This window comes from Cupriavidus campinensis (genome assembly GCF_905397395.1).
GTDB classification, from domain to species: domain Bacteria; phylum Pseudomonadota; class Gammaproteobacteria; order Burkholderiales; family Burkholderiaceae; genus Cupriavidus; species Cupriavidus campinensis.
The window spans coordinates 62,490-76,256 of record NZ_CAJPVH010000015.1; the positions used below are offsets into that span (position 1 = coordinate 62,490).

At 67.2% G+C, this 13,767-nt stretch carries 12 protein-coding genes; 4 read left to right on the top strand and 8 right to left on the bottom strand.

Annotation, left to right across the window (positions count from 1 at the left end; genetic code table 11):
• The first annotated feature begins 104 nt into the window (after positions 1 to 104).
• Positions 105 to 602 (top strand): cupin domain-containing protein, encoded by a 498-nt coding sequence (locus KHO18_RS11520; RefSeq protein ID WP_144198022.1) that lies wholly within the window; start codon positions 105 to 107, stop codon positions 600 to 602.
• Between the two features lie 31 nt (positions 603 to 633).
• Here KHO18_RS11520 and KHO18_RS11525 read toward each other — a convergent pair whose 3' ends face one another.
• On the bottom strand, positions 634 to 1,848 hold the full coding sequence (locus KHO18_RS11525; RefSeq protein WP_211943225.1) for a polyhydroxyalkanoate depolymerase: 1,215 nt from the start codon (positions 1,846 to 1,848) through the stop codon (positions 634 to 636).
• 298 nt (positions 1,849 to 2,146) lie between these two features.
• Between KHO18_RS11525 and KHO18_RS11530 the strand changes: the two genes are divergently transcribed.
• Positions 2,147 to 2,803 (top strand): glutathione S-transferase family protein, encoded by a 657-nt coding sequence (locus KHO18_RS11530; RefSeq protein ID WP_144198129.1) that lies wholly within the window; start codon positions 2,147 to 2,149, stop codon positions 2,801 to 2,803.
• Positions 2,804 to 2,827: 24 nt separating this feature from the next.
• Here KHO18_RS11530 and KHO18_RS11535 read toward each other — a convergent pair whose 3' ends face one another.
• Together KHO18_RS11535 and ubiD are read right to left on the bottom strand one after the other, a co-directional pair.
• Positions 2,828 to 4,828 (bottom strand): acetoacetate--CoA ligase, encoded by a 2,001-nt coding sequence (locus KHO18_RS11535; RefSeq protein ID WP_211943226.1) that lies wholly within the window; start codon positions 4,826 to 4,828, stop codon positions 2,828 to 2,830.
• 119 nt (positions 4,829 to 4,947) lie between these two features.
• Complete coding sequence (gene ubiD / locus KHO18_RS11540; protein WP_144198025.1) at positions 4,948 to 6,498, bottom strand: 4-hydroxy-3-polyprenylbenzoate decarboxylase; 1,551 nt, start codon at positions 6,496 to 6,498, stop codon at positions 4,948 to 4,950.
• A gap of 644 nt (positions 6,499 to 7,142) precedes the next feature.
• On the opposite strand from ubiD, the gene KHO18_RS11545 reads away from it, so the two are divergent.
• Positions 7,143 to 8,186 (top strand): lytic transglycosylase domain-containing protein, encoded by a 1,044-nt coding sequence (locus KHO18_RS11545; protein ID WP_144198026.1) that lies wholly within the window; start codon positions 7,143 to 7,145, stop codon positions 8,184 to 8,186.
• A 106-nt stretch (positions 8,187 to 8,292) separates the two neighbouring features.
• On the opposite strand, the gene KHO18_RS11550 is transcribed toward KHO18_RS11545, so the two are convergent.
• From KHO18_RS11550 to ribBA, 4 genes are all read right to left on the bottom strand, one after another.
• The gene (locus KHO18_RS11550; protein WP_211943227.1) at positions 8,293 to 9,474 is read right to left on the bottom strand and encodes a pyridoxal phosphate-dependent aminotransferase; all 1,182 of its coding nucleotides are present in this window, start codon (positions 9,472 to 9,474) and stop codon (positions 8,293 to 8,295) included.
• Between the two features lie 163 nt (positions 9,475 to 9,637).
• Positions 9,638 to 10,144 (bottom strand): transcription antitermination factor NusB, encoded by a 507-nt coding sequence (gene nusB, locus KHO18_RS11555; protein WP_092290545.1) that lies wholly within the window; start codon positions 10,142 to 10,144, stop codon positions 9,638 to 9,640.
• Complete coding sequence (gene ribH / locus KHO18_RS11560) at positions 10,144 to 10,647, bottom strand: 6,7-dimethyl-8-ribityllumazine synthase (protein ID WP_144198028.1); 504 nt, start codon at positions 10,645 to 10,647, stop codon at positions 10,144 to 10,146. The genes nusB and ribH overlap by 1 nt, the downstream gene beginning before the upstream one ends.
• Before the next feature lie 88 nt (positions 10,648 to 10,735).
• The gene (gene ribBA, locus KHO18_RS11565; RefSeq protein ID WP_144198029.1) at positions 10,736 to 11,851 is read right to left on the bottom strand and encodes a bifunctional 3,4-dihydroxy-2-butanone-4-phosphate synthase/GTP cyclohydrolase II; all 1,116 of its coding nucleotides are present in this window, start codon (positions 11,849 to 11,851) and stop codon (positions 10,736 to 10,738) included.
• Positions 11,852 to 12,095: 244 nt separating this feature from the next.
• Here ribBA and KHO18_RS11570 point away from each other — a divergent pair, with 244 nt between their 5' ends.
• The gene (locus KHO18_RS11570; protein WP_144198030.1) at positions 12,096 to 13,136 is read left to right on the top strand and encodes a CaiB/BaiF CoA transferase family protein; all 1,041 of its coding nucleotides are present in this window, start codon (positions 12,096 to 12,098) and stop codon (positions 13,134 to 13,136) included.
• Here the strand turns inward: KHO18_RS11570 and KHO18_RS11575 are convergent.
• Complete coding sequence (locus KHO18_RS11575) at positions 13,125 to 13,757, bottom strand: riboflavin synthase (RefSeq protein WP_211943228.1); 633 nt, start codon at positions 13,755 to 13,757, stop codon at positions 13,125 to 13,127. The two genes, KHO18_RS11570 and KHO18_RS11575, sit on opposite strands and share 12 nt — an antisense overlap.
• Between the last annotated feature and the right edge of the window lie 10 nt (positions 13,758 to 13,767).

The following is a 13,767-nucleotide window of genomic DNA, read 5'->3' on the forward strand; positions in this document are numbered from 1 at the left end:
TGCGCGAGGGTCCCTGCCCGCCACATTCGCCCCATTCTCGCCCGGCGCGAATGTTGCAGCGCAAGAGGGCCTTGCCGCCATGCTTCGCTGATCAGGAGGTCACCATGTCACAGCTCCCCCCGAGCCAGACGACCGCACTGCTGTCGCCGGCCCAATCCCCCACAGACTTTTCTCATGTACGGCCGCGCGACACGGCTTTTGTCGACCAGGGTTTGAGAGATTTCTTCCTCTACCGCGATCTCGGCATTGCCGATGCCACGCACGGCAAGGTGCTCGTGCAACTGGTGAAGGCCAACCTGCCGCCGCAGCAGGGCACCGGCTGGCACCGGCACGTGGCGGATTTCCACATCGTGCTCATGCTCAAGGGCTGGGCGCGCTTCATGTACGAGGACAAGGAGACGCTGGTCGCCGCCGGCGACTGCGTGCACCAGCGGCCCGGCATTACGCACTACCTGTTCGACTATTCGCCGGACATGGAATACCTGGAGATCGTCGGCCCCGCCGATTTCAAGACCATCGATGCGCCCGCGCCGTGCCCCGTGCCCGCTGTCACACCCTGGGCGTCGTCCGGTACCGAATCCTGGCGCGACGTGCCGGTCTGAACCGCGCGCGACCGGCCATCCGTAATTCTCGCTATTCGGCCATGTAGATCGTTTCGCGCACCAGCGGATATACCTGCGCCTCCCAGTGCCTGCCGTTGAACACGCCGTAGTGCCCCACACCGGTCTGGATGTGATGCATGCGCATGTAGGGGCGCACGTTCGTACACAGGTCCTGCGCCGCCATGGTCTGGCCGATGGCGCAGATGTCGTCGCGCTCGCCCTCCACGGTGAGCAGCGCCGTGCGGCGGATGGCCTGCGTGGCCACGCGGCGGCCGGCTACGTCGAGCAGGCCCTGCGCGAGCAGAAATCGCTGGAATACGAGGCTCACGGTCTCGAGGTAGAACTCGGCCGTGAGGTCCATGGTGGCGAAGTACTCGGCGTAGAAGGTCTGGATGGCATCGGCCTTGTCGTGCTCGCCGCGTGCGCGCAGGTCGTAGAGGTCGCGCAGGGCTTGCTCGTGGCGCTCCCGGTTCATGCTCATGAACGCGATCAACTGCACGAAGCCCGGATACACGCGACGCGTGGCGCCCGGAAAGCGCCACGGCACGTAGCCGATCAGTGTCGATTCGAACCACTCGATGGGCCGGCTCATGGCCAGCTCGTTGACCTTGGTCGGATTCACGCGTGCGTCGATCGGGCCAGCCATCAGCGTCAGGCTCGGCGGCTGCGCCGGGTCGCCGTCCTCGGCCATCAGCGCCACCGCCGCCAGCGCTGCCACGGTGGGCTGGCACACGGCCATCAGGTGGGTATGGCCGCCCAGCGCGTGCAGGAAGGTGATCAGGTGCTGCACGTATTCATCGAAGCCAAACCGTCCGTACAGCACCGGGACGTCGCGCGGGTTGTGCCAGTCCGTAATGTAGACGTCATGGTCGCGGAGCATGGTTTCCACCGTGCCGCGCAGCAGCGTGGCGAAGTGGCCGGACATCGGCGCCACCAGCAGCACGCGCGGCTGCGCGGGCGCGCCTTCGCGGCGGAAGCGCAGCAGGGTGCAGAACGGCGTGCGTGTGACGATTTCCTCGACGACCGATACCTCGTCGCCATTCACGCGCACGCTATGAATGGCGAACGGCGGCCGGTAGTGGGTCAGGCGGGCCAGCGCCAGCACCTCGCAGGCGGCGCGGACGGATCTCAACGGTTCGCATTCGTCGGCGCCGGGATAGCCGGCGATCAGCGTGGCGGCGATATCGGCCAGGGAGCAGGCCGGCTGCATCATGTCCGCGTAGGTCTGGTAGGCCTGATAGAGCATTGCTCGATTTCCTCCGCGGCATGGCGCCTCGCCTCATGTAATCGTAGTGCGCCGCAATATATATGCCACCGATAATTGAACTTGGCACGCCGCTTGCGCGTGGCGAGTGGCATGACAAGCAGGGCAGAGGGAGTGCGGCAAGGGGCGCTTCCACAGGCCATGCGCCACTTCCGGTGGCGTGATGTGGCCTCGGACTGGTGCCGCGCCGCGCACCGCACGGGTGCTTGGCGATGCGGCATCCGCCACCGATACTGCAAACGATGCATCGCGCACTGGCCCGGGGGGCCGAGGAGGCATGATGGCGAAGACCACGCTGACCATCAGCAGCAAGACCTATTCGTCCTGGTCGCTGCGCGGCTGGTTGCTGGCCCGGTTCGCGGGCCTGGAGTTCGAGGAAGTGCTGGTGTCGCCCGAAGATCCGGCGGCGCGTGCCGAAATCCTGCTGCTGTCGCCGTCGATCCTCGTGCCCTGCCTGCGCCATCAGGGCGTGACGGTGTGGGACACGCTGGCGATCGCCGAATACCTCAATGAGATTCGTCCCAAGGCGGGACTGCTGCCCGACGACCTGGTCGCGCGCGCCCACTGCCGGGCTATCTGCGGCGAGATGCATTCCGGCTTCGCGGCGATGCGCGCCGCCTTGCCGATGAATCTCAAGGGACATTTTCCCGGGCTTAAGGTCTGGTCGCGCGCCCAGGCCGACATCGACCGCATCGTCACGATCTGGACCGAGTGCCTGACCCGCTACGGCGGCCCGTACCTGTTCGGCGAGCGCCGCACCATGGCGGACGCGATGTACGCGCCCGTGGTCACGCGCTTCGTCACCTATGGCGTGATGCTCGACCCGGAGCCGGTGGCCTACTGCAAGGCCATCCTCGCCATGCCCGAGATGCAGGAGTGGATCAGCGCCGCGCGCGAGGAGCCCGACGAGATCAGCGAACTCGACGTCGAATTCTGATCCTTTCCGATCCTTCTCCCGGCCCTAGGCGGCCGCCGTCCTCGCCAGATAGGTGGCCGCGTAGGCAAAGTACCAGTCCAGGCAGTCCGGATTGGCCATTGCGTCGCGGTTGGCGATCTGTTCCGGCGGATGGCCGAGCAGCAGCTTCTTGATCGGCACCTCCATCTTCTTGCCGGACAGCGTGCGCGGCACGCCGGGCACCTGCACGATGTCATTCGGCACATGGCGCGATGACAGCCCGGCGCGAATCCGCGCCCGCAGCGTGTCGCGTAGCGCCTCATCGAGCACATTCCCCTCGCGCAGCACGACGAAGAGCGGCATGTACGACTCGCGGCCCAGGTATTCGAGATCGACCACCATGCTGTCGAGCACGTCGGGAAGCTCTTCCACCACGCGATACAGCTCGCTGGTGCCCATGCGGATGCCATGCCGGTTGATCGTGGCGTCCGAGCGCCCGTAGATGATGGCACCGCCGCGCGGCGTGATGCGAATCCAGTCGCCGTGGCGCCAGGCGTTCGGATAGGTGTCGAAGTAGCTGTCGCGGTAGCGCTTGCCGTCGGCGTCGCCCCAGAGGTAGAGCGGCATCGACGGCATCGGCTCGGTGCAGACCAGTTCGCCCACCGCGTCGATCATCGGCCGGCCCTGTTCGTCGAAGGCTTCCACCTTGGCGCCCAGGCAGCGGCACTGCATTTCGCCCGCGTACACCGGCAGCAGCGGACAGCCCGCCACGAACGAGCCGGCGAAGTCGGTGCCGCCGGACATCGGCGCAAGCCAGATGTCGGCGCGCACGTGGCGATAAATCCACTCATAGGCCTCTTCGGGCAGCGGCGAGCCGGTGGAGCCCAGCCCGCGCAGCCGGGACACATCGGCAAAGGCGGCCGGCTCCAGCCGGGTCTTCATGCAGTTGGTGAAAAACGCGGCGCCGGCGCCGAACATCGTCACGCGCGCGTCATCGACGAAACGCCACAGCACGCCGGCGTCCGGCCAGGCGGGGTTGCCGTCGTAGAGCGCCACGGTGGTGCCGAGCAGCAGGCCGCCTACCTGCGCGTTCCACATGATCCAGCCGCTGCTGCTGTACCAGTGGAAGACGTCGTCCGGGCCGAGGTTGTTGTGGAACGCCAGCAGCTTGAGCTGCTCGATGACGATGCCGCCGTGGCCATGGACGATCGGCTTGGGCATGCCGGTGGTGCCGGACGAGTAGACGATCCAGAGCGGATGGTCGAACGGTACCGGCTCGATGCGCAGCGGCTCGTCATGCGCCAGCACCTCCGCCCAGTCGTGGCGGCGGACCGGGCCGGCTACGTCGACTTCGCTGCCGATGGCCGGAATCAGCACGAGGTCGGTCAGCGAGGGCAGGGCGGCGACGAGATCGGCGATCACCGGCGCGCGGTCGTAGGTCTTGCCGCCGTAGCGGTAGCCGTCGACGGCAATCAGCACCTTGGGCGCAATCTGCCGAAAGCGGTCGATCACGGCCACCTGGCCCATGTCCGGCGCGCAGCCGGACCAGACCGCGCCCAGGCTGGCCGTGGCCAGGAAGGCGACGATCGTGGCCGGCACGTTGGGCAGGTAGCCGGCCACGCGGTCACCCGGCGTCACGCCCATCGCGCGCAGGGCATGGGCGAGGGAGGCGACCTGGGCTTCCAGGGCATCCCAGCTCACGTCGGCCAGCGGCTGGGCCTCGCCGGCATGGCGGATGGCCGGGCGCTGGCGTGCCTCCCCGGTGCCGGCGTGGCGGAAGACCTGCTGGACGTAATTGAGCGTGGCGCCTTCGAACCAGCGCGCACCGGGCATGGTGCGGCGGTCCAGCACGCGCCGGGCGGGGGTGTCGAAGTGGAGGTCGAAGTAGACGCGGATGGCGTCCCAGAACGCCTCGATGTCGGTGACCGACCAGCGCCAGAGGCTGTCGTAGTCATCGAAGGCGAGGCCGCGCTCGCGGCGCAGCCATGTGATGAAAGCGGCCAGCTGGCTGCTCTCGGCAAAGTTGGCGGACGGCGTCCACATCAGCTTTCCGGATGCCACGGTCATGCCTGTCTCCTCCTCTTCCCGTCTGCGCGGGGGTTTGGGGTGCGCCGCTGGTTTGTCGCTGGTGCGTTGACAGCAGCGGCGCGGCGCGATGCGTGGTCACATCATAACCGTCTCCGGCGTCACCTGGCGGCGCCGCCCGATTCGAACAGCGTGCCCCACATGGCGTCCACCCGTGCCTTGACGGCCGGGTCCATCGAGATCGTCCGGCCCCATTCGCGGGTGGTCTCGCCGGGCCACTTGTCGGTGGCGTCGATGCCCATCTTCGAGCCCAGGCCCGAGACCGGCGAGGCGAAGTCGAGGTAGTCGATGGGCGTGTTGTCGACCATCACCGTGTCGCGGCTCGGGTCCACCCGGGTGGTGATCGCCCAGATGACCTCCTTCCAGTCGCGCACGTCCACATCGTCATCCACCACGACGATGAACTTCGTATACATGAACTGGCGCAGGAAGCTCCAGACGCCGAACATCACCCGTTTGGCGTGGCCGGCGTACTGCTTTTTCATCCGCACCAGCGCCATGCGGTAGCTGCACCCCTCGGGCGGCAGGTAGAAATCGGTGATTTCCGGGAACTGCTTCTGGAGCAGCGGCACGAAGACCTCGTTCAGCGCCACGCCCAGCACGGCGGGCTCGTCGGGCGGCTTGCCGGTGTAGGTGGAGTGGTAGATGGGGTCGCGCCGCATGGTGATGCGGTCGATCGTGAAGACCGGGAACCAGTCCTGCTCGTTGTAATAGCCGGTGTGGTCGCCGTAGGGGCCCTCCAGTGCATGCTGGTAGCCGGACGGATGGGCCGGGTCGGGCTGGATGTGGCCTTCGAGGATGATCTCGGCCGAGGCCGGCACGGACAATTCGGACAAGGTCGGCGTCAGGCAGCCGGCCAGCGCGGTGCGGCTGCCGCGCAGCAGGCCGGCGAACTGGTATTCGGAGAGCGTGTCGGGCACCGGGGTCACGGCGCCGAGGATGGTGGCTGGGTCCGCGCCCAGCGCGACGGCGATCGGGAAGGGCTTGCCGGGGTTGGCGAGCGCGTGCTCGCGGAAGTCCAGCGCGCCGCCGCGATGCGCCAGCCAGCGCATGATCACCTGGTTGCGGCTGATGACCTGCTGGCGGTAGATGCCCAGGTTCTGGCGCTTCTTGTGCGGGCCCTTGGTGACTACCAGGCCCCAGGTGATCAGCGGGGCGGCATCGCCGGGCCAGCAGGTCTGGATCGGCAGGCGGCCCAGGTCAACGTCGTTGCCTTCCCAGACGATCTCCTGGCAAGCCGGGCTGCTCACGCGCTTGGGCGCCATGTCCCACACTGACTTGGCCAGCGTGAACAGCTTGCCGGCCTCACGCAGGCCGCGCGGCGGCTCAGGTTCCTTGAGCGCGGAGAGTACCCGGCCGATGTCGCGCAGGTCTTCGAGCGAGTTGGCGCCCATGCCCATCGCCACCCTGCGTGTCGTGCCGAACAGATTGGCGAGCACTGGCACCTTATAGATAGCGTCATGGCCCGCGCCGGCATCGTTCCGAGATTGCACGCTCGGCTTCTCGAAGAGCACGGCGGGACCTTCCGCGCGCAGCAGGCGGTCGCAAATCTCCGTCATTTCGAGGTTGGGCGAGACCGGCGTGGCGATCCGTTTCAGCTCGCCAAGCTGTTCCAGTTGGCCGATGAAATCGCGCAAGTCTTTGTATTGCATAGTGAAATCTGTGAAGGTTGCCGCGCTGCGCCAATCCATGGCGTGCCCTGGCGAGGTGTGTGACGATACACATCAGCGTTCGGCGGCGCAAAAAAATCGTGTCGGAAGCGTACGAGAAATGTAAATTTTTGGCGGCCTGGGCAGGTCCTCAAAGGAAGGGTAACCCTAGGCCAGTCCTACGATTCCGAGCTTCCGGGTGATGTAGCCGCCGCTTAAATAACGTCGTTACATATTTCCAAAAGTAGTGACATGTTGAATCGTTATGCTTGACGGGTTATAAAAGGGTTCCTACAATCCGGTCTGCTCTGTGGGGTGTTGCGCCGCAACATGGCTTTGAGGCTTCTGTCAAGAGGCACTCTTTAAAAAGGCCAGCGTGACCACACCTCCTTTGACCGTGATCGCGGTACGTGTAGCAAGCGTGCGCGGCGGGGTCGTCCGGCGGGATGCCGGGGCGTAAAGAGTCTTTAGTGGCAGGGTGCGTTTCCCCAAGAGCGTACCCTGTTTCTCGTTGGGCGCATGGGGAGCGCCCGCCAACAGGTGCTGGACACCCCTGCTAGGTGGCGCAGCATCCTTACTTGAGTACGTTGAGATCGGGCACGCGTGGCAGTTCGCACGCGCGCCGCGGGCAGCGGATGGAGGTAAGTATGAGCGGTTGGAAAACCCTTCATCTTCCCGGTGTCGGGCGGGCGTTGCAGGTCCGCTTCAGACAACCGGTTCCCGGTGTGAACCGTGCGCTGCAAATGCGCCTGGCCCACCCGGTGGCGGGTCGCGCCTTGCTGCGCGGCAGCCGGACAACCTTGAAGTACACCCTGAACAGTCTGGGCGTGCTTTCCGTGGCCGCAGCGGTCACCCTGACCGTCAGCCAGCAATGGCGGACGTCGCTCGCCGGCGCGCTGGCGGGCAAGGAAGCGCCCTCGGTGCTGCTCGGCGCGGCCCTGCCGGCCACGACGGCCCATGCCAGCACTGGCGTGCCGCCGGTCTCGGCGGACGTGGCCGCCGCGCGCCTGGCGCATGCCACCAACGGCCTGCCGACGGTATCCGGCGTGGACGAGTGGAGCGTGTCGGCCGCGGGCAAGGTCCCGTCGGTGGCGCACCTGGCCGCGCAGATCCCGGTGCAGCGCGTGGCGCTGGACGCCCGCAACACCACGGCGCTCGGCTCCGCACGTGAGCAGGCCGCCGTGGCGGACTACATCGCCCGCAAGTACCGCGTGGCGGCGCAGGCCACCGGCCAACTGGTGAAGGCCGCGTACATGACTGGCCGCGAGGTCGGCATCGACCCGCTGCTGATCCTCGGCGTGATCGCCATCGAGTCCAGCTTCAACCCGTACGCCGAAAGTGGCGTGGGCGCGCAGGGCCTGATGCAGGTCATGACCAAGGTCCACCAGGACAAGTACGAAGCCGTGGGCGGCGTGTCTGCCGCGCTGAACCCGTACGCCAACATCAAGATTGGCGCGCTGGTGCTGAAGGATTGCATCGCCCGTGCCGGTTCGCTGGAAGGCGGCCTGAAGTACTACGTGGGTGCCGCCACGACCAACACCGATGGTGGCTACGGCGCCAAGGTGCTGGCCGAGCGCGCCCGCCTGCGTCAGTTGCTGGGCCTGCCCGCCAACGACACGAAGCCGGTCGACGCCAAGCCGACGACGGCCGAGAAGCTGGAAGCGGCCACGGCCACGGCCCAGGCGGCCTGATCGCCGCCCAGCTGGGCACGGCATGAAAAAGAGCACCCCTCGGGGTGCTCTTTTCATTTGCGCTGCTATCTATATAGATAGCGGTGCCGACCCGGCCCTTAGCGCATCACCGCAGGAAATGGTGGAGCCGCTGCATCGCTTCCTCGATGTTTTCCATGGCGGTTGCGTACGAGATGCGGATGTAGTCGCGCGCGGTGTGCGGGCCGAAGTCCGTGCCAGGCACCATTACCACGCCGGCGTCATGCAGGATGGCCTGCGTCAGCTTGTCGGCATCGCCCGCATGGGGGTGGTTCACGTGGCGGCAGTCGGCGTAGACATAGAAGGCGCCGTCCGGCTTTACCGGCACCCGCAGCCCCAGCGCCTCCAGCGCCGGCACGATGGCATCACGGCGGCGGCGGAATTCGGCCTTGCGCTCGTCGTAGATGGCCAGCGCCTCGGGCGTGAAGCAGGCCAGCGCCGCGTGCTGCGCCACCGCCGACGCGCAGATGAACAGGTTCTGTGCCACTTTCTCGAAGGCCGGCACCAGCGCGTCCGGCACCACCAGCCAGCCCAGGCGCCATCCCGTCATATTGAAATACTTCGAGAAGCTGTTCACGGTGATCACGTTGTCGTCCAGCGACAGCGCGGAGACCGGCGGGGCATCGTACGACAGACCCTGGTAGATCTCGTCGAGGATGGCGAAGCCGTTGCGGCGGCGGACTTCGGCGAGGATGCCGCGCAGCTCGTCCGGCAGGATCGACGTACCGGTGGGATTGCTCGGCGACGCCAGCAGCACCCCGCGCGTGTCCGGCCCCCAGTTGGCGGCCACCTGGGCGGCGGTGAGCTGGAAGCGCTCGGCCGGCCCGCTCGGCACCATGCGCGCCCGGCCGTCGAAGGCGGCCACGAAATGGCGGTTGCAGGGGTAGCTCGGATCGGGCATCAGCACCTCGGCGCCAATCTCCACCAGCACCGCGCAGGCCAGCAGCAGGGCGCCGGAGGCGCCAGCGGTCACGATCACGCGGCGCTCGGGGATGTCGATACCGTAGGCGGTCTTGTAGTAGCCGGCGATGGCCTCGCGCAGCGCGTGGATGCCCAGCGCCCCGGTGTATTGCGTCACGCCCCGGCGCATGGCCGCCTCGGCGGCATGCACGACCGGCGCGGCGGCAGTGAAGTCTGGCTCGCCAATCCCCATGTGGATGATGTGGCGCCCGGCCCGTTCGAGTTCGGCGGCCTGCTTGGCCAATTCCATGACGTGGAAGGCGTCGATATTGGCGAGGCGGGAGGCAGTGGCAAGGCGCTGGTGGTCCATGGCGGTCAGGATGGGCGGAGGGCTCGGGAGGGTTGAGGGTAAGGGTAGGCAGCGCGGCGCGGATCCCAAAGGATCAAGCGATGCGCGGAAATATCGCGCTGAAACAAAAACACCCGCCGGGGCGGGTGCTCTGGGCTAGTGTCAACCAGCAGTGACGGCAGGCTTAGCGGCGCGCGGCAACTTCCGGCGCGCGAACCTGGGCGGCGAGCTTGTCCAGCACGCCGTTGACGTACTTGTAGCCTTCCACGCCGCCGAAGGTCTTGGTCAGCTCCACGGCCTCGTTGATGACGACCTTGTAGGGAATGTCCAGACAATGCACGAGCTCGAAGCTGCCAACCAGCAGCGCGGCGCGTTCCACGGGCGACAGTTCGGCCACGGGGCGGTCCAGGAACGGCTCGAACGCGGCCGTCAGGCGCGCTTCCTCGCGCACGGCGCCATTGAGCAGGGCGTCGAAGTGCTCGCTGTCGGCCTTGTTGAAGCCTTGTGCGTCATGCAGGTGGGCCTGAATCGCACCAATATCGTTACGATTCAGCAGCCATTGGTAGAGGCCCTGCAGCGCCAGCTCGCGCGACCGGCGGCGCGCGCTCTTCGGCGGGGCCTTGGGCTCGGTGCGGGCCGGCTTGGCGCCGCCCGGCTTGCCGGCGTCGCCGGTGTCGGTGGCGTCACTCATCATGCTTCCTCGTCTTCGTCTTCGTCGTTCTGGCCGCTGCGCAGGGAGTCCAGCGCGACCACCAGGTTCGCCATTTCCACGGCGGCGCGGGCGCAGTCGCGGCCCTTCTCGCGCGTGCGGGCGTGTGCCTGCGCATCGGTATCCACGGTCAGGATGCCGTTGGCGATGGGCACGTTGAAATCCAGGCCCACGCGCGTGATGCCGGCGCCGGACTCGTTCGAGACCAGCTCGAAGTGGTAGGTCTCGCCGCGCACCACGGCGCCGAGCGCGATCAGCGCGTCGAACTGGCCGCTTTCGGCCATCTTCTGCAGCGCCAGCGGAATTTCCAGCGCGCCGGGCACCGTCACGACCAGCGTGTCTTCGCCTTCCACGCCGAGTTTTTCGAGTTCGGCCACGCAGGCCTCGCGCAGCTCGTCGCAGACGGGCTCGTTGAAGCGACCCTGCACGATGCCGATGCGCAGGCCTTCACCTTCGAGGTTGCTGGGGTAGAAGCCGTGATCCATTGTCAGTTCTCCAATTGTTCGGGGAAGGGTGGCTGGCCGCGCCGGATGGGCGCTGGCTGCCATCGATGTTCGTGAATGTTCGTTGGTTTTAGTCGCAGTTGGCTTCGCCGTGCATCGGCTGGCAGCCGGTCACTTCGAGGTCGTAGCCGGTCATGCTCGGCATCTTCTGGGGCGAGCCCAGCACGCGCATCTTGCCCACGCCGAGGTCGCGCAGGATCTGGGCGCCCATGCCGTAGGTGCGCAGGTCCGGCTTGCGGCGCGGACGGTCTTGCGGGGCGTCCAGCGCGGCGAACTGCGAAAACAGCTGCTCGGGCGAATCGCCCACGTTCAGCAGCACCATCACGCCTTGCTCGGCGCCGTGCAGTACCTCGAGCGCGGCCGGCAGGCTCCACGAGTGCGTGGTGCGGGCCGATTCCAGCAGGTCGAGCACCGACAGCGGCTCGTGCACGCGCACCAGCGTTTCCGTGTCCGGGCGCGGCTGGCCCTTGACCAGCGCCAGGTGGGCGCGGCCCGTGGGCTTGTCACGGTAGATCACGCCCTGGAAGCTGCCCCACGGCGTCTGCATGGTGCGCTCGCCCGCCCGTTCGATGATGCTTTCGGTGCGGCTGCGGTAGTGGATCAGGTCGGCGATGGTGCCGATCTTGAGATCGTGCTCGCGCGCAAACTCGACCAGATCCGGCAGGCGCGCCATGGTGCCGTCGTCCTTCATGATCTCGCAGATCACGGCCGCCGGCGTCAGGCCGGCCAGGGCGCCGAGGTCGCAACCGGCTTCGGTATGGCCGGCGCGGATCAGCACGCCGCCGGGCTGCGCCGTCAGCGGGAAGATGTGGCCGGGCTGCACGAGGTCGCTGGCCTTGGCGTCGCGGGCCACGGCGGCCTGCACGGTGCGCGAGCGGTCGGCGGCGGAGATGCCGGTGGTCACGCCCTCGGCGGCCTCGATCGACACCGTGAAATTCGTGCCGTGCACCGTGCCGTTGCGCGACACCATCGGATACAGCTCCAACTGGCGGCAGCGTTCGGCGGTCAGCGTCAGGCAGATCAGGCCGCGCCCGTACTTGGCCATGAAGTTGATGGCTTCCGGCGTGACGAAGTCGGCCGCCAGGACCAGGTCGCCTTCATTTTCGCGATCTTCCTCGTCAACGAGGATGACCATGCGGCCGGCGCGAATGTCGGCAATGATGTCTTCGGTACGGGCGATAGTCATGGCTGGGGCAACGTCAGGGAATACGGCGGGTGGCAGTAGGCGGGCAGGGCCGGAGGCAGGGGCAACAAAGCCGGCGAAATCAAGCCCGCTATTGTACGCCAAGCCGCGGGGTTCGGGCCTGCCCCGGGCTGACTCAAATATGTCGCATCAGGCACTTATGCGTCATGGTGTGACGGACGACAGGTACGGGTGCGGCTGACCGCTTACCATGTCACCCACAGCATACGAATCAGGAGCCTGCCGCATGACCTTGCCGCTGAACGGAATTCGCGTCGTTGAGTTTGAAGGGATTGGCCCCGGCCCGCTGGCGGGCCGGATGCTGGCCGACATGGGGGCGGAGGTCATCGTCATTGCGCGCAGGCAGAAGGTGGCCGTGGCGGCGCAGCTTGGCGGCGACAAGGACAGTCCGCTGCGGCGCGGCAAGACCATCGTGCCGCTCGACCTGAAGGACCCGGCGGGGTTGGCGGAAGCGCTGGCGCTGGTGGCTGGCGCTGATGCATTGATCGAGGGCAACCGGCCCGGGGTGATGGAGCGGCTGGGACTCGGCCCCGCCGACTGCGCGGCGCGCAACCCGCGCCTGGTCTATGGCCGCATGACTGGTTGGGGGCAGGCCGGACCGCTGGCCCAGTCGGCCGGTCATGATCTCAACTACGTGGCGCTCACTGGCATGCTGTCACTGTCCGCGCGGCCCGGCGAGACGCCGGCCATCCCACCAACCGTGCTGGGCGACGCCGGCGGGGCGCTGGGCCTCGCCTTCGGCATCGCCTGCGCGCTGGTCGATGCGCGCGCCAGCGGCCGGGGGCGCGTGGTGGACGGCGCCATCGTCGACATGGTGGCCATGCTCGGCGGTATCGCGCTCTGGGTACGCAACAACGGCCAGATCGACGGCCCCACGCCGAGCCCCTTCCATCAATCGCCGTTTTACGATGTTTACGCCTGTGAGGACGGTGGGCATATCACCATCGGCGCGCTGGAACCGCAGTTCTACGCGCTGCTGCTCGACAAACTCGGCATGACCGATGTGGACCCCGCCACGCAGTACGACCACGCGACATGGCCGGCGTTGAAATCGCGATTCGCTGATGTGTTCCGCAGCCAGCCGCGTGCCCACTGGGACGCGCTGCTCGGTGGCACCGATGTCTGCTACGCGCCCGTGCTGAGCGTGGCGGAGGCCGCCAGGCATCCGCACAACGTGGCGCGCGGCATTTTCATCGAACGCCCGGACGGCACGCTCGACGTGGCCGGGGCGCCGCGGTTCTCGGACCTGTCGCCCTCAGAGCAGTGAGACGGACTCGCCCTGCGAGGCGGACAGCATCCGCTCCACGTACCGCGCGATCAGGTCGATCTCGAGGTTGACGCGCGCGCCAGCCTTCAGTTCGTTCAGCGTGGTCACTTCCACGGTGTGCGGGATCAGGTTGATCGAGAACTCGCAGCCTTCGGCCACATCGCTGACGCTGTTCACGGTCAGCGAGACGCCGTTGACCACAACCGAGCCCTTGTAGGCCAGGTAGCGGCCCAGCTCGCGCGGGGCGCGGATGCGCAGCTCGTGCGATTCGCCAACCGGGGCAAAGCGCACGACGTCGCCAAGCCCATCGACGTGACCGGACACGAGATGACCGCCCAGCCGGTCTGCCAGCCGCAGCGCCTTCTCGAGATTGACGCGGCCCGGCTTGTCGAGGCCCACGGTCTTGTCGAGCGATTCTCGGGAAACGTCTACGTCGAACTGGCCGTGCTGCAGGGCCACGACGGTCATGCAGGCGCCCTGAATGGCGATGCTGTCGCCGATGATCACATCGGTCAGGTCCAGCTCGCCGGCGGCGATGCGCAGGCGCACGCCAGCGTCGGCGTTGCCCAGCGGGGAGACGGTGTCGATGCGGCCAACGGCCGCCACAATGCCAGTAAACATGCTTGCCTCG